This is a genomic window from Prevotella sp. khp1 (assembly GCF_900102205.1).
GTDB lineage: Bacteria > Bacteroidota > Bacteroidia > Bacteroidales > Bacteroidaceae > Prevotella > Prevotella ruminicola.
Genome location: NZ_FNJZ01000002.1, coordinates 206,631 through 223,729 on the forward strand (window position 1 = coordinate 206,631; position 17,099 = coordinate 223,729).

Genomic DNA, 17,099 nt, shown 5'->3' on the forward strand with positions numbered 1-17,099 from the left:
CAAATAAGTTCAAATCAGTCCAAATGGACTTTTGTCGATAAAAAACCTAGTTTCGGAGGTTTTCAAGATAATCGAGATGGTCGAGATCTACCTCATCGGCAACGCGCACCCAAACGGTCTTGGTGGTATCTGATTGCTCTATTGACATGCGATAAACACCAGTGAAGACATAGCCCGTATCTACTAGATTCTTAACAAAAGTAATACGGAGTTCATTAAGACGCTTATAGAGATAATAGTGATCCTTATTGCGCCTTTCTTCGGCTTGCTTGTTTATGCTGGGATGTTGCCAATATTCGGTAATAGTGGGAAGTAACTTGGCGCTGTCGCCATCGTTGTGCCAACGTGGATGATGATACATTGGCCCCCAAGTCCAAATGCTTGGGTGATGAGGAATTTGTCTTCCCCATAGTGAGTCCTTGGCTACGATACCAAACACACGAAGGTAATCGTGAGGAGTTTTGAAGGTTTGACCAATTCTCAGTACATATTTATCATCTTTGGGCTTTTCAGTAGATTTGGATTGACCAACAAATAAGATAACGAGTGCTATTGCTGCTACTGCAACCAGTGCTGCAACTATCCATTTAATATGATATTGGGATTGGAGCGTATTTGCTTCAGGTTCATCAATCTGCTCAATCGGTTTCTCTTCTTGGTTACAAAAGCTATCCCAATTAGCATAACCAACGTATTGCGCCAGCAAGTCGAGTGTTGAAGTTCGGGGTGCAGAACTCTCTTGCAGATATCCCCAAAGACGTTTCAGCGTTGTAGCACTTACCTTTTGATGCAATGTTTCGAAGATACTTTCCGACAAAAAGTCGAAATCTTTTGGCGTATGCATCTGGCGACCGGCCTTTGTCTCCATGCCCTCTCGCAGTCGTGCTATATGGTTATCTTGCTGATTCATGATGCAAAGGTAATAAAAACTATGAATACTACCATATGTTTTGGCGAAAAACTTCATTTATTAAATCAGAACGTTAGGCTCGAGATTTATTCCCAGGTTGGGAACAAAACGTTCCCTTACTGGGAAACAAATGTTCCCAAGTTGGGAATCAATTGTTCCCAATAAGGGGAAAAAACTGGACCCTTATGATGTAAAAGGTGCGAGCTCTTATTGGTGATTTATATAAGTTTCTATAAAAAAAATCACTCATCTCTCACAAAAACTCTCAAAACCCTTGTGTACAAAGGGTTTGAGAGGCATGAGAGATTATCGGAATCCCTCCCTAATCTCTCAGCAATCTCTCAAGAATGTCTCCAACAAGATACGATACAAGATATTATCTTTGAGGGTTAAATGAGGGATAGGTGAGAGATTAGGGAGAGATTTCTAGAATCTCTCATGACGTGAAACGCCCGTGTTTAAAGGTATTTCGAGAGATTTCTTGAGAGATGAGTGATATTTTTATAAAATAAAAGAAAGGCCATAGACTCGCGGGGGCTATGACCTTTCACAATTATAAAATCAACCTTACTTAAAAATCTTCTGGGCGAACATGGTGAGATAAATACGCCAGTTGCGCCAGATATGACCACCATCGGTCTCAACATACTCATACTTGTAACCCTTGCTATCCCAGTAGTTACGCAGGTCGACTGTGCTCTGATACAGGAAATCAGTCTTACCCATACCCATCCAGTAGAGCTTTGGCTTGCTACCGAACAGCTTAGCACTCTGCTGTGCGAAGGTTTTACTATTCTCAATCTGCTTGGCAAACGAAGCCTCGTATGTACCATTCTCCAAGTGCAGACCAGCCGAGAAAAGACCAAAGTAATCGAACTTGTTAGGATAGAGCAGACTTACGTGGAAAGTGTGACCACCACCCATCGACAAGCCACAGATAGCACGGTGAGAACGATCCTTCAGAGTACGATAGTTGGCATCAACATAGTTTACGATATCCATAAAACTCTCAGGGATTGATGCTGCTGCAGGAGCTGTAGGACCAGTACCTCCGTCGCGGAAGCCTGGAGTGTACATACCCCATGACCACTCACCAGGAGCAGCCTGGCAGTTGGGATTACCGTTTGGCATAACTACAATCATAGGCTTTGCCTTACCTGTAGCAATCAGGTTATCGAGAATCTGTGCGGCACGACCGAGCTCGCTCCAAGCATTCTCATCGCCACCTGCACCATGCAACAGATACAGCACAGGATACTTACCACCCTTATCATAACCAGCAGGGGTATAGATAGTCATACGACGCTGCATTTTCAGTGTAGGACTATTGTACCAAACCTTACTCAGGTTTCCATGAGGCACCTCGTTTACCTTATACAAATCGCCTTTATCTCCCTTCTGGTCGCTTACAATAAAGATATTTGTAAACGAAACGATATCGCGATTTACATAGATGTTAGCGGGGTCCTTTACGCCAGTCATACCATCGATATTAAAGGTATAGCTGTACATCTCAGGAGCCAGTTTGTCTGTTGTGTAGCTCCACACGCCATTCTTACCCTCTTTCAGTTCAGCAACACCTGGGGCATCGTACTTGCCATAGCCAGGAATGTCGATCTGCTGAGTTGGCAGGAAGTCGCCTGTCACCTCAACCTTTACGGCTTTAGGAGCAAAGAGATTGAATGTTACGGTTCCGTCTTTGTTTACAACGGGGGATTGAACACTGGCACTATTGAAGAGTTTCTCCTGTGCCTGAGCGCCAACACAGCACATGGCTGCCAGCGCTAAAGTCATGATTTTTTTGTTCATACGATTGTTATATTACCTTTTTAATAAGTTAAGTTTCACATTGGGTTTCATTACGTTGTTTACCTTCTTGGTCCAGCCCTTTACATTGGCTGATGCCTTAGCCTCAACATCGTTAGCCGATGAACAAATCAGGAAGTTGTAGCGACCAGCATCGGTTTTCCAAGCAGAAGCTTTCTCGTTGAACGAAGCTAAGTCCTCTACCTTTACCAGCATGGTAACAGTCTCTGTCTGTCCAGGCTGCAGCAAACTTGTCTTAGCATAGTTGCGCAGTTCCTTTTCAGGTTTGTTCAGTTTCTTGCTGTTTGGTGCAGCCACAAAGAGCTCTACCACATTGCGTCCAGCCTTCTTACCGGTGTTCTTTACATCAACCTTAACGGTGTAAACGCCATTAGCTTCGCTCACGCTCATATTCTCATAAGCAAAGGTGGTGTAACTCAGTCCGAAACCGAACGGATAAGCCACAGGCTTACCAAAGCTATCAAAGTAACGATAGCCTACGTAGATATCCTCTTCGTAGTTGGTAAAGTCGATATTGGCCTGAGGCTTGCGCTCTTTTGGAGCCTGATCCTTATTATACCCCCACATAAACATAGCACCTAAGGTCTTATCATCAACATTAGCGGGGAAGTTCTTATCGGCATAAGCATCGCCATATTTAAACTGGAAAGTCATAGGCAGCTTGCCGCTAGGGTTCACCTTGCCGCTCAGTACATCGGCCACAGCAAAACCACTCTCCTGTCCACCTTGCCATGTGCAAACCAGGGCATCAACCTGATTCTGCCAAGAAGCTACATCGATAGGACTACAGATATCCAGCAGTACAATCACCTGCTTACCCTTAGCATGATAAGCCTCGCTTACAGCCTTGATAAGCTTGGCCTCGCCCTCTTTCAGGTAGAAGTCGGCCTCGCTGCGATCGGCAGCCTCGCCACTCTTACGACCTAATGAGATAATGGCCACATCCGAACCTTCGATAGCAGCATTGAGTTCATCGGCAGTAAACTGCTTCTCTTCGGCACGTGCAGGTGGCATGAGTGAGAATGGTGGACGACCATTGGGGAACAAACGCTTTTCCTCGGCAGCAATATGCTGGGTGTAAGTACGAATCAGTGGCTTATAAACTTCGTAGCCAGCTGAGCGCATACCCTCAACAAGCGATACGGTATAGTGACCAACTGAGGTGCCACCAAAACCAGAACCACCCGAAATCCAATCATAAGATGTGCAACCAAACAAAGCCACACGCTTACCCATCAATGGCAGAATACCACTATTCTTAAGCAGTACGATACCATCGGCACCTACCTGACGAACCGTCTGGGCATGAGCCTTTAAATCAGGTTCGTTGTTATACTTATAACCTTTAAAGTTATGAGTCTTTATCACATACTCAAGAATGCGTTTAACGTTGGCATCGAGCACCTCCATGGGCAATTTGCCACTCTTGGCAGCCTCGAGTATGGCCTGATATTGCTTGTCCTGACCAGGCTGCAACATATCGTTGCCAGCAAGCATCGCAGCTACGGCATCGTCGCCAGCATTCCAGTCGCTCACAAACATACCCTTCCAGCCCCACTCGTCGCGAACGATAGTAGTAAGCAGCTCACGGTTCTGTACAGCGTATGGACCATTCAGCTTATTATAAGAGGTCATAATAGTCCAAGGATTGCTCTCCTTAACCATTATTTCAAAAGCCTTCAAGTAAATCTCACGGAGTGCGCGCTGCGACACCTGAGAGATATTGTTATTGCGATTAGTTTCCTGGTTGTTAGCCACGAAATGCTTCGGACAGGCAGCTGTACCCTCGCTCTGCACGCCACGTACATAGCCTGCAGCGATGGTTCCTGAGAGATAAGGATCCTCAGAATAATACTCATGGTTGCGTCCACACAATGGGTTACGGATAAGATTCATGGCAGGCGACAGAATCCAATCGAGTCCGAACTCACGCACCTCGTTACCAATACCCTGACCAACCATAAAGGCAGCCTCGCGATCCCAGGTAGAAGCCAACGTCATCGAAGCCACGAAATCTGTAGGATAGTAATCGTTATGATCCCAAGCGCGGGTGGCATTCATGCGCAAACCTTGCTGAGAGTCGGCACAATAGGTTTCGGGGATACCCAAACGAGCCACCGAGAATGTACTACCGGCTGTACCAGGGAATTTGGCCTCATCGTTAAAATGCATGCCGCGCCCCAGTACCATGTGGCACTTTTCCTCCAGGGTCATTGCCTTTACAATCTCATCAATGTTTTCAGCCTTTAACTGCTGGGCAGTTGCATTAAGGCTGCAGCCACACATGGCAGCTACAGCCATTACAACCAAACAAATGTTATGAAACGAAATTTTCATTGTTTAATTTATATTTTTTAGTTATTATGAATTTGGTTTCTGGGTGCAAATATACGATAATATTTTGAAACTTGCGAGTGCAAAGGTAAACAATCTTTCAGAATGTTGCTTTCGATTGCGTACTTTTGTTTTTCACCTATGTTCAAATCAGTTACAACGTTTTCTGATTTGTTCAAAACCGTTCTGATTTGTTCAAAATGTATAATATTCGCAAAAATATTTGGCTGCTACAGATAAAGTCCGTATCTTTGCACCGGAAAAATATATTTGACTTAGAATTTAGCTAATAGTAGAGTATGAAAAAGTACCTTTTGAATGGATTCGCATTCCTTACTATGGGAGTGGCTATGACCTCTTGTATGAAGGAGGTTAACGTTGAAGTGCAGGAGCAGCAGGCCTCACTCGATAATGCCCAACAAACACTTGGATTCTACATCCCCGCCAACCAGGACTGGGTGATGACCACTACCGCTACAGCCACCTTTAACGTAAAGGGACTGAGCGACGAAGCAACTGTATACGTATTCTCAAACAACCCATATGGTGATGGTTATGGTAGCGTTTTGGCAAGTGGCCAGACTACAGGTACTACCACCACGCTTAGCGATTTCCGCATTCCCTCTTACTTAGAGGGTGTATATGTTGGTCTGAAAGAAAGCAATGGCAATATGGTTTATAAGTACGTTGACGTAGAGAACAACCAGATTACTGCCGATTACGATTTCAGCGATACCGAAAATGCCGCCAACGTTGCCAACACCCGCACAAGAAGCATGGTTAACGAGATTGGCGACCCATTCCCATACTACTCTTCGAGTGAAGTTAATGCCAAATATAAGACCAGCGCGCCATCAACAGCAAAGACTACCTCGCAAATTAACCCTAACGACCAGAATGCATATCAGTCGTATACTGAAATCAAACTGGAAAACGAAACTGCAGCCTACCATTTCTGGGGTGGAACACGCGATATTTATATCTCAGGCGAGGTAACGCTTAACGTTGATAATTCAAATTCTATGAATCAGGCTCGTATCTATCTTTTGCCTAATTCTACCTTGCATTTCAATATGAGCAACTACATCAACGACCTTGAGATTTATGTTGCCAACAATGCCACACTTTATTACAACTTCAGCATGCTGTATAAGCAGACAGGTGGCGGTATTATATTTAACCGCGGCACTCTGAACCTGCCTGAAAATTTCCAGGCCAATCAAGACGCCGTTATATACAACGAGGGTACCATCAACGGTACAAACATCAGTAGCGCACCTGGCGATAATCGCCCCTCGTACTTCTATAACTTTGGCAGCCTGACCCTCTCTGGTAACTTCCAGCTTAACTCTTGTGCCAGCTTCTATAACGAAGGAACCGTAACAGTAGGCGGCTTGACAGAATGCACACAAGGCAACAGCCAGATTTGGTGGATAAACAAAGGCCACTACACCACCAACCAATTTAAGATTCAAGCTTGGAACGGCACCTATTATAATTATTGCCAACTGATTGTTGAAAACGATGCCTATCTGCACGACGGACGATTTAACCTGATGCCAGGTGGATATATGGAAGCAGCATCAGCCGATTGCAATAACTTCCAGGTTTACATGGGTGGAAACACAGGATTCAACATCAAAGGCAATAACTATTGGGGCGCTCAGGGCGATGGTTATTACCAAGGATTTTATTCCTCAGGTACAAACAACTACGTTCGCTTAGGCGGATATACTGTCGTAGCTGAGCATAGATACAGCCTCCAAACAGCAGGAAATATCACGATAGGAATCAACTGCTTTATAGATTTGGGTGCAAACAATTGCGGTGTATGGCCTACAACTCAACTTAACGAAGGTTACACACTCGTTAGTTTCAGCGATCTGAATCCAACTTACAACGCCACTGATTGCGGTGCAAACTGGAGTGGCAACCCATCGGTTGTTACACCTGTTGTAGAAAACCAGACTTGGACATACGCCTTTGAGGATAACACCACCAAGTGCGACTTTGACATGAACGACGTGGTGATTCAGGTAAAGGAGAACGATAACAACGCTAACAAGTTAGACGTTACGCTGGTAGCTGCAGGCTGCGAATACGACAACTATGTGTATTTAGGCGACACACGCATTAGTTGGCCCAATGGAGCCGAGGTACATGCTGCATTCGGCGCACCTAGCAAAACTATGGTAAATACTGGTCGCGGCCGCGGTGTGGATCTGCCTGCCGTAACAGTAACTATCGATAAGCCATCGGCCGACTTCGACTTCCAGAATGCCGACTTTAAGATCCGCCCATTCAAGATTGGTGCCAACCCTGATGATTTATCAAAGTCGGTTAGTAACGACTATATTGGCATTGTGAAAGAGGGTAACCCAAGCGGACTGGCTCAGGCACCTCTGGGTATCGCCATCCCCGACAAATGGAAGTGGCCAAAAGAGCGCATTAATATTACCAATGCTTACGAAGGCTTTATTGCATGGGGTAAACAAGCAGATCTGACGCTAAGAGCCGAAACAGGTGGCTGGTATCAGAACCCAACAGCAGATATGGTTTACGACGAATAATTTTTCAAACTCTATTATAAGTCAAATTGAAAAAGGAGGGGTGTCCACGCGATGTGAACGCCCCTCCACCTTTTTGTCATTTGTATGAGATAATCAATATACCATTGATGCATTGGTAAGATAGAGATACCAATCGAGGAACCGTGTGTGGTCCTCGGCCCACTCGCCAAAACTATGCCCTGTGGTAGTGTAAGCACCTATCATGGCTACTGCCCCCGATTCCACACGCTTTCTATAGCCCATCTCATTGCCTTCAAGGGGGTAACGGAAATCGCCAGTAGGCACCATCAATGCCCAAGGCAGATCCTTAAACGATGCTACCGAATAATTGGCAAGCACCTTAGCCGACTTAAACTGCTCAACATGCGTTTCCCAGTTGCCACCATTATAATAGGTAATAATAAAGGGATCGAGTGTTTCGAGACAGAAGTTATCGAGTGAACTGATAACTTTCTGATTATCATCCTTAAACGTTATCACATAGCTCAGCGTACGTTCTGCGCGCGACTGATAGGTATCTGTATTATATTTATCGCTATAAGGGTCCATTACATTGTATTTCTTTCGCGTAAACAGTCCATAGTCGGCATTGATGTTAAAGGCCATAGCCCAGTGGGCATCGCAAAACAGATTAAGCACTGCCTCCTGGTTACGTCCCTTCATTAACAATGAATGAGCCACTGTTTTATCGCTGAAGATATTACCAAATGGGTAAAGCGTCTGGTCGTTGATACCATCATTGAATGTTACACCCGTGGTGGTATAAACCGAGTCGATATCATCATACGAATAACCCACCAGTCGGATACAGCCTGCTATCTGCTTTTCGGCGCCAACAGCCGAGAGGGTTACGTTCACAGTAATCTGATTAACAGCGGTACGCTCCTGCGAAACACGCATCACCACATCGTTGTAGTCGTAATCGCCTGGCTCGGGATAGTTTTCCTCAAACAGATAGGTGTAAGTCTGAGGTTTCAACGTCGACAAGGCCGTTCCAGTAGTAGCAGCAGTGAAATCAATCGTTGTCTCAGATCCTTGCGAAGAGGGAAAAGAGGCAACAGTAAGATTACCGCTGGCATCTACAAGTGCTGCATAAAGGGTTGTTACCTGATAAGGTACATCTACAGAAAGAACGCCCGACTGACTACCCGAAACGTAAATCTGATTCATCAATTCGGCCTTGCTGCTTGAAATCGGGTTAGCCGAATAAATACGCAACTGCTTGTAGGAACCCGAAGGTACTTGGTAGCGATAGCTTTTAAATTCAGAAAGTTTCCACTCGTGCTGCTGGTCGACACTATCCACAGCCGAGAAATATTTTATCAGCTGGCGATGGGTTTCCTCATCGTAAACATTCTTGCTGCATGAGGCTACTCCAAGCATTGCCATCGCACCTGCTATAAGTGTAATAATCAGACTTTTACGCATAATACTATCTGTTTTTGTGGCCAAAATTACAAAAATATCTCTATCAACAGTGCATATTTCTGTAATATTTACAGATTTTAACCATCAAACAGATACAAACAATCGAAAAAAATGGTATCTTTGCACCGAAAATCGAAACAGTTACGTAACAATTTATTAAAGTCTGCGATATGAAGAAGTATTTGATAACAGGAGCATTGGCTCTGGTTGGCATGGTATTTAATACCAGTTGCCAAAACGACATGGAAAACTACAGCAGCCCGGAAGAAGCAAAGAAGGCTATATTTGCCGAGAATTTTGAAAAATTCTACGGCACTCCCAATCCCAACCAGGACTGGGGATTTGCCGATGCCAGTTTGGCAAGCGTAACAGCCACTACGCGTGCCCACAATGTTAATGGAAACTTATGGTATCAAAACTGGCAACGTCCTGTTAATGTTACTTCCGACGAAGCAACGAAAGTATTGACAGCATTTAGCGTAAAACGCGAAAACCAAACAAATGCTATTACCATTAATTGGAACAACTACTGGGTACACCAAGTACACCAGAGCAACAACTCGTACTATAATGGCTACGGCCAGAACACTGGTGATATACATACAAAGATGAACAAAATTATTGCCTATAACACCAGTGGTAATAGTAATTATTACGAGCATGTAAACAACTTTAATGATGGCAACAACACCACTGTTTATACCGATGATGAAACCCATCAGGAATATATTGGTACTACCCTGATGCTTAATATGGGTACCAGCGCATCGGCCAACAACCAGTTTGGATATCATAACACCATAGATAGCAAAGACCACTTTGAATACTTTATCATTGCTGGCGCAGATATAGATGCATCGCTGGCTGGATACTATTACGTAGGCTTCGACTTCTGTGCATCGCACCCAGCCGGACAAGAGGCTAATAAAAACATGGACGTAGCCCGCGACTGGATTTATAACGATTGGATTGTAAGAATCAGCCCTGCAACCCCTGTTGGTTCGGGCGGCTCTACTGGCGGCAACATTAATCAAAATACAAGCAGTACCGAGGTTTACACCAAGCAGCATGTTTTAGTGCACAAGTGGGTGTTCTGCGAGGACTTAGGTAGCTCATCAAACAGAAGAGACTTCGACTATAACGACTTGGTATTCGATGCAAGAATTGTTGACGAATATAAGATTATAAAGAATGCCGATGGCACAGAAAGCGCATACTCGGCCGACCCCACCCACCGCTACTATGCAAAGCTTACACCACTTGCAGGAGGAGGCGAATATGAAGTGTGGTTCAACCAAAGCAATCAGCCTATTCACAGTCTGTTTGTGCCAAGTACAGCAAATAATGTGCTGATTAATACCTGCAATTCCAGTCTCGACTATGCTACTCCGCACACCGAGGGTCTTGCAGCACAAACCATCATTTACACATTTAACTCTAGAAGCCAGGCAAGCCTTAGCAATATTAACATTTTTGTGCGCTCATCTACAGCCACTTACGAGCTTACTGCCAATACGGGCGAAGCACCTCATAAGATTTGTGTGCCCCCCGGAACCCGTTGGCCTTACGAGCGCACAGATATTACAGAAGCCTATAGCGGCTTTACATCGTATGTTGAAAACAGAGTTGACCCATGGAACGATGGTGTTGATGAGAAGCTGTATCCGCTGAATAATGTGCCCGATAGTCTGAAGACCGATCAGTACAACCAGTACACATATATTAAGGATACCCAGAACAGCTCATCGAGCACCACCTATGATGTTACACCATCGAGCAGCGAAACTACCATTTGGACAGGTAACAACGACTTTATTGGTTGGGATGGTGCTTATGCTGTAGAAATCCCAGCCAGCAGCTTCTCTGAGGTTGGTGCTGGAACTGTTATCCGATTCTATGGTGTGGCCAGTGGATACTTCCAGGTAAAAGCCACTTATGGCAACACTTGGGACGCATCCAACCTGGGTGATAGCAGATGGAGCGATGGTTGTGTTTATAGTAACTCAAGCCTAAGCAGCTATTTCGAGTTGACACTGAATGCCACAACCGCAGCGAACTTCAAGGCAAATGGTATGCGCCTTTGGGGTACAGACCTCAAACTGCTCCGCGTAACGTACGATAATACAAACAAGAGTAATAGCAGTTCATCAGGTGGCTCAAGTAGCGAAGGAACAGCAATTTGGACAGGACCAGTTGACTTTGGATGGAGCAACAAGATTTCACTCCCCTTGGACGCATTTATGAATAAGGGTGTAAAAGGTGGCAGCATCATACGCTTCTATGTAGAAAGTACTGCAACTAACTACAATAGCAATGAAAATGAATGGGAATTCACAATCTTTACTGGTTATGAGCAAGGCTGGACAATGGCAAATAGCTATAGAAACGGCTCAAATACCGACATCAGTAAGGGATACTTCGATTATATACTGACTTCTGACGATGCTCAGGTTTTGGCTATGGAAAAGAACTTAGGTTGGACTCCAGGTTCAAGCTTGCAGGTTCAAGGCCAGAAATTCAAACTGAATAAGATAACCCTTATTCCATAATAATTGGATTTTTCAAAATAAAAATAAGACTTTAATAAATGTTGGGGAGGGCATCTGCGGGAGCAGGTGCTCTTCTGTTTTCAATAAAAAATCTGCCGTTTAATGAATTTTAACAACAATAATCATTGGCGGTGCACTATTTTTAGTATTTTTGCATGGTAAAAAAGTAAACCGGTTTTTTTAACCAATTACTTTGCATCAAATACTTAAACAAACTAAAATTGAAGTGAGCGGCTGCGGGAGCAGGTGCTCTCTTTTGCTTTTATTAGCTATAATGCTTGTTTATATCGGAAAAATACTGTATCTTTGCACGCTGTTATGGTACTTAATTGGATTTGGATAGGATTCTTTATCATCGCATTCGTGATTGCTGTGATAAAGCTGGTGTTTTGGGGAGATTTCGACGTCTTCCCAGCTATGATGGACTCAACGTTCTCATCGTCTAAGACTGCTTTCGAAATATCTTTAGGCCTCACAGGCGTACTGTCGCTGTGGCTGGGTATTATGAAGATAGGCGAAAAGGGCGGCGTGGTAAACGTGCTGGCCAAGTTGCTGAGTCCTGTTTTTACCAAGCTGTTCCCCGATATCCCCAAGGGCCATCCAGTAACGGGCAGCATTTTTATGAATATTGCCGCCAACATGTTAGGTCTCGACAATGCTGCCACTCCTTTAGGTCTTAAGGCGATGGAGCAGTTGCAGGATCTGAACCAGAAAAAGGATACAGCCAGCAACCCGATGATTATGTTCCTGGTACTGAACACCAGCGGACTTACACTCATACCAATATCTATCCTGGTGTATCGTGCCCAGATGGGTGCTGCACAGCCCACGGATATTTTTATACCCATCCTGCTGGCCACGTTCTTCTCTACGTTGGCAGGTATCATCATCACCAGCTTTTTCCAGAAGATCAATCTGCTCAATAAAACCATGCTGCTTACCCTTGGCGGTGCAGCTCTGGTGGTAGCCACAGTTATCTGGGGCTTCGGACAGATGGACTCGATATTGATGAACAAAGTAAGCACCAGCGCCGCTAACATTATGCTGATGCTGATTATCATCGCCTTTATACTGGCAGGCGTTCGCAAGAAGATTAATGTGTACGATGCGTTTATCGAGGGTGCCAAAGAGGGCTTTACTACTGCCGTACGCATCATCCCCTACCTGGTAGCCATTTTGGTGGGCATCGGTGTATTCCGTGCCTCAGGTGCGATGGACATGCTGATTGATGGCGTGAAATATGGTGTAGAGGCCTGCGGAGGTAATACCGATTTTGTAGGCGCGCTGCCTACTGCGCTGATGAAACCGCTGAGTGGCAGCGGCGCCCGCGGCATGATGGTTGATGCGATGACCACCTATGGTGCCGACTCGTTTGTAGGCCGACTGAGCTGTATTTTCCAGGGCTCTACCGATACCACATTCTATATTCTTGCAGTTTATTTTGGTAGCGTAGGCATTGTTAAAACACGTCACGCTGTGGCATGCGGACTGTTAGCCGACTTGGCTGGCATCATCGCAGCCATCGCAATAGCATATATGTTCTTCGGATAAAAACTATGGCAAATTTAAAATCATTAGCAAAAGACACGGCTATCTACGGCCTTTCGAGCATTGTTGGTAGATTCCTGAACTACCTGATGGTGCCTCTCTATACTTATACGCTTAAGAGTTGTGCCGACTACGGCATCTACAACGATATCTATGCCCAGACAGCCCTACTGATGGTGCTGCTGACGTTTGGTATGGAAACCACCTTCTTCCGCTTTATGAATAAGGAAGAGGGCGACAAGATGCGTGTATATAGCACGGCGCTGATGATGGTTGGCGGCGTGTGCCTCACGTTTGCTGCACTGGTACTGCTGTTTATCAACCCCATCGCCAGCGTGCTCGACTACCCCAACCACAAGTGGTACGTAGGCATGATGTTTGTAACCGTGGCTCAAGATGCCTTCCAGGCCATCCCCTTTGCCTATCTGCGCTACAAGCATCGCCCCATTAAGTTTGCATCGCTCAAGTTGCTGTTTATCTTCATGAGCGTTACGCTTAACGTGGTGGCTTACTGGCTGATGCCGCAAATCAACCCCGAGTGGCAGATACACATCGGTTATGCCTTTGCCATCAACCTGCTGTGTACCACTATTATATCGTTCTGCCTCATCAGCGAGCTGGTGGGCTTTAAATGGCAGTTCGATAGCCAGAAGTGCAAACAGATGCTTAGCTACTCGTGGCCCTTGCTGGTGCTGGGTATTGCAGGCATACTGAACCAGGTGGCCGGACAGATACTGCTGCCACGTATCCTCGACTCTGAGGAGGGGCGCCATCAGTTAGGTATCTATGGTGCCTGCATCAAAATTGCAATGATAATGGCCCTGATTACCCAGGCCTTCCGTTTTGCCTACGAGCCCATCGTATTCGGTTCGGCCAAGGATAAGAACAGCAAGGAGCTGTATGCCAAGTCGATGAAGTTCTTTGTGATATTCACGCTGCTGGCATTCCTGTGCGTGATGGGTTATATCGATATCTTCAAGTACCTGGTAGGCGATAAGTTCCGCGAGGGACTGGGCATTGTGCCGATAGTGATGATGGCCGAGATATTTATGGGCGTTTACTTCAACCTGTCGTTCTGGTACAAGCTTATCGACAAGACCATCTATGGTGCCTGGTTCTCGCTGGCAGGCTGCGCTGTGCTGTTTGGCGTTAACGTTATCTTCATCCCCCAGATAGGCTACTGGGCCTGCGCTTGGGGCGGACTGGCAGGTTATGGCACAGCTATGGTACTGAGCTATATCGTTGGTCAGAAACAGAATCCCATCCCCTATCCTATGAAGGATATCATTATTTACTTTATTGCCGCAGGTGCCTTCTTTGCCCTGATGAAATGGGGCGAGCAGCGACTGCCTGCCTGGGCATCACTCATCTGGAACAGCCTGATGATTTTAGGCTTTATCTACCGCATCATCAAAACCGACATGCCCCTTTCAAGCCTGCCCGTTATCGGAAAGAAATTCAAGAAAACAAAATAAATATATGAAAAAGTTACTTTTTACTTTACTTGCTGCATGCAGCCTTACAAGCACTAAGGCCGACGAGGGCATGTGGACACTTTACAACCTGCCCAATGCCGTTTACGAAACCATGAAGCAGGAGAACTTTGAGTTGCCTTACAGCGCGCTGTACTACGGCGAAGATGCCGTTAAAAACTGCGTGGTTAACTTTGGCGGTTTCTGCTCGGGTGTAGTCGTTTCGCCCGATGGACTGGTGTTTACCAATCACCACTGCGGTTTCGAGGCCATCCGCTCGCACTCTACCGTTGAGCACGATTACATGCTGAACGGCTTTGTAGCTAACTCTTACGAAGAGGAACTGCCCAACGAGCGCCTGTTTGTAAGCTTTATGATTGAGCAGAAGGATGTAACAGCCTATCTCGACTCATTAGGACTTAACAACCTGGCGCAAAGCAAGCGCGCCCAGTTTGTTGATTCTGTAGAAAACGCTATGAGCAAGGCCATCCGCCAGCAGGATTCAACCCTGCGCGTAGAGCTGAAGCCTTTCTACGAGGGCAACCGCTACTTCCTTACTACCTATCGCGACTTCAACGATGTGCGCCTGGTGTTCGCCCTGCCCAAGTCGATGGGTAAGTTTGGTGGCGAGACCGATAACTGGATGTGGCCCCGACAGACTTGCGACTTCTCGGTTTTCCGCATCTATGTTGATCCAAAAAACGGCGGTCCTGCCAAGTACTCAAAGGATAACGTGCCTTACCACCCAAAGAAGTGGGCACCCGTATCGCTGCAGGGCTACGTGCCAGGTTCGTTCTCTATGACCATCGGCTATCCAGGCTCTACCAACCGCTACCTCTCAAGCTATGGTATCCGCGAGCGTCGCGATGCCGAAAATGAGCCACGCTATAAGACTCGTGAGATTAAGCAGGACATCATGATCCGCCACATGCGCGCCGACGAGGCTGTACGTATCAAGTACGACTCTAAGTACGCCCAGAGCTCAAACTACTGGAAGAACTCTATCGGTATGAACAAGTGTATCGACTCTATCGGATTGATTAAGCAGAAGGCCGAGTTCGAACAGAAGATACGCTGCTGGCAGGATTCAACTGGATTCCTGAAGGGCAAACTCGACTTCGACCTTCTGGAGCGCCTGTACGCTAAGCAGTTCAAGGCCATTAAGGCACTCACCTACTTTAGCGAGACCTTTGGCGGCCGTAGCGCCGACGAGCTTACACGCCGTGCTTATCGTGCCCAGAACGGCGCTGCCGTTAAGGGCGATGAGAATAAGCCCAAGAGCCAGTACATAGAGTTCGAAGACAACAGCAACGAGTGGGACGAGGCTACCGACAAGGAGATTCAGGCTGCAGCCATGGCATTCTATCGCACTCAGGTTGAAGAGAAATACCTGCCAGACTTCTATCAGGTAGTTGATCGCGACTTTGGCGGCAACTATCAGAAGTATATCGACTATCTTTTCAAGAAGTCGCAGCTGATGAAGAACGGCAAGAAAATCTATATCAACAAGAAGAGCTTCCGTAAGGATCCTGGTGTGGCCTTTGGCGAGAGTCTTAACAACACCATAAGCGACATTATAGCCGAGGCTACCGAGGTTTACGATTCTATCGCCGTGCAGGAGCGCTACCTGTGTGCTGCCAAGCTGCGCATGGAGGAGGATATGCCTAACTACAGCGATGCCAACTTCACCATGCGCCTCTCGTACGGTCAGGTAGGCGAGTACCTGCTGGCCGGCAAGCCCTCAGGCTATTACACTACCGCCGAGAGCATTGTTGAGAAGATGAAGCAAGGCGAGAATGGCGTTATCGACTACGAGGCCGAGCCTATCATGAAGGAGCTGCTCTCTAAGAAGGATTTTGGTAAATATACCGATAAAACCACAGGCAAGATGCACCTGTGTTTCCTGTCGAACAACGACATCACCGGTGGTAACTCAGGTTCGCCTATGTTCAACGGCAAGGGCGAGCTCATCGGCCTGGCCTTTGATGGCAACTGGGATTCACTCAGTTCAGACATCTTCTTCGACAAGCAGCTGGCCCGCTGCATCGGCGTTGATATCCGCTACGTGCTGTACATGATGGAAAGCTGGGGAAAAGCCGACCGCCTGATTAAAGAGATTGGTGCCAAGTAAATATTAGCACTTACAATGATAAAAAGCCAGTGTGGACTACCTGATGGTAATCCACACTGCTTCTTTTCGGGCCTTGGCTTCGATGCCGGCCTATAGACTATAAATCAAAAACGTTAGCAGATGCCTTGTCCCATCGCCTGCAAAAGCGCGAATTTTTTCCCAACTTGGGAATGTTTTGTTCCCAACCTGGGAACGTTTCATTCCCAACGTGGGAAATCGGCTTTGCCGCTTCGCTTGTCGAAGAACATTATGCTCCCATAAATGGGAATGTATAATATTTAGACGTTTTGCAAACAGGCGCTTGGAATATGAAAAACTATTTGTACTTTT

9 protein-coding genes are annotated in these 17,099 nt (G+C 46.1%); 5 read left to right on the forward strand and 4 right to left on the reverse strand.

Annotation, left to right across the window (positions count from 1 at the left end):
• Positions 1–46: 46 nt before the first annotated feature.
• The 3 genes from BLR73_RS06710 to BLR73_RS06720 all read right to left on the reverse strand — a co-directional run bounded on the left by BLR73_RS06710 (position 47) and on the right by BLR73_RS06720 (position 5,074).
• The gene (locus BLR73_RS06710; RefSeq protein ID WP_091860427.1) at positions 47–910 is read right to left on the reverse strand and encodes a hypothetical protein; all 864 of its coding nucleotides are present in this window, start codon (positions 908–910) and stop codon (positions 47–49) included.
• 567 nt (positions 911–1,477) lie between these two features.
• Complete coding sequence (locus BLR73_RS06715; protein WP_091860430.1) at positions 1,478–2,719, reverse strand: esterase; 1,242 nt, start codon at positions 2,717–2,719, stop codon at positions 1,478–1,480.
• A gap of 12 nt (positions 2,720–2,731) precedes the next feature.
• Entirely contained in the window at positions 2,732–5,074 is a 2,343-nt protein-coding gene (locus BLR73_RS06720) for a beta-glucosidase (protein WP_091860434.1), read from the reverse strand.
• Between the two features lie 296 nt (positions 5,075–5,370).
• Between BLR73_RS06720 and BLR73_RS06725 the strand changes: the two genes are divergently transcribed.
• Positions 5,371–7,641 (forward strand): DUF4842 domain-containing protein, encoded by a 2,271-nt coding sequence (locus BLR73_RS06725; protein WP_213605543.1) that lies wholly within the window; start codon positions 5,371–5,373, stop codon positions 7,639–7,641.
• A gap of 93 nt (positions 7,642–7,734) precedes the next feature.
• On the opposite strand, the gene BLR73_RS06730 is transcribed toward BLR73_RS06725, so the two are convergent.
• The gene (locus BLR73_RS06730) at positions 7,735–9,069 is read right to left on the reverse strand and encodes an LruC domain-containing protein (protein WP_091860440.1); all 1,335 of its coding nucleotides are present in this window, start codon (positions 9,067–9,069) and stop codon (positions 7,735–7,737) included.
• Positions 9,070–9,239: 170 nt separating this feature from the next.
• Here BLR73_RS06730 and BLR73_RS06735 point away from each other — a divergent pair, with 170 nt between their 5' ends.
• From BLR73_RS06735 to BLR73_RS06750, 4 genes are all read left to right on the forward strand, one after another.
• Complete coding sequence (locus BLR73_RS06735; protein WP_091860443.1) at positions 9,240–11,618, forward strand: DUF4842 domain-containing protein; 2,379 nt, start codon at positions 9,240–9,242, stop codon at positions 11,616–11,618.
• A gap of 318 nt (positions 11,619–11,936) precedes the next feature.
• A complete protein-coding gene (locus BLR73_RS06740; RefSeq protein ID WP_091860446.1) occupies positions 11,937–13,169 on the forward strand; it encodes a nucleoside recognition domain-containing protein in 1,233 nt (410 codons plus the stop codon).
• A gap of 5 nt (positions 13,170–13,174) precedes the next feature.
• Positions 13,175–14,641 (forward strand): lipopolysaccharide biosynthesis protein, encoded by a 1,467-nt coding sequence (locus BLR73_RS06745; protein WP_091860449.1) that lies wholly within the window; start codon positions 13,175–13,177, stop codon positions 14,639–14,641.
• A 4-nt stretch (positions 14,642–14,645) separates the two neighbouring features.
• On the forward strand, positions 14,646–16,769 hold the full coding sequence (locus tag BLR73_RS06750) for a S46 family peptidase (protein ID WP_091860452.1): 2,124 nt from the start codon (positions 14,646–14,648) through the stop codon (positions 16,767–16,769).
• Positions 16,770–17,099: the final 330 nt, after the last annotated feature.

Excerpts from the sequence above, each read along its gene's own strand:
- BLR73_RS06750 (WP_091860452.1), top strand. The coding sequence starts at position 14,646 with ATGAAAAAGTTACTTTTTACTTTACTTGCTGCATGCAGCCTTACAAGC.
- BLR73_RS06710 (WP_091860427.1), bottom strand. The coding sequence starts at position 910 with ATGAATCAGCAAGATAACCATATAGCACGACTGCGAGAGGGCATGGAG.
- BLR73_RS06725 (WP_213605543.1), top strand. The coding sequence starts at position 5,371 with ATGAAAAAGTACCTTTTGAATGGATTCGCATTCCTTACTATGGGAGTG.
- BLR73_RS06735 (WP_091860443.1), top strand. The coding sequence starts at position 9,240 with ATGAAGAAGTATTTGATAACAGGAGCATTGGCTCTGGTTGGCATGGTA.
- BLR73_RS06740 (WP_091860446.1), top strand. The coding sequence starts at position 11,937 with ATGGTACTTAATTGGATTTGGATAGGATTCTTTATCATCGCATTCGTG.
- BLR73_RS06720 (WP_091860434.1), bottom strand. The coding sequence starts at position 5,074 with ATGAAAATTTCGTTTCATAACATTTGTTTGGTTGTAATGGCTGTAGCT.
- BLR73_RS06745 (WP_091860449.1), top strand. The coding sequence starts at position 13,175 with ATGGCAAATTTAAAATCATTAGCAAAAGACACGGCTATCTACGGCCTT.
- BLR73_RS06715 (WP_091860430.1), bottom strand. The coding sequence starts at position 2,719 with ATGAACAAAAAAATCATGACTTTAGCGCTGGCAGCCATGTGCTGTGTT.
- BLR73_RS06730 (WP_091860440.1), bottom strand. The coding sequence starts at position 9,069 with ATGCGTAAAAGTCTGATTATTACACTTATAGCAGGTGCGATGGCAATG.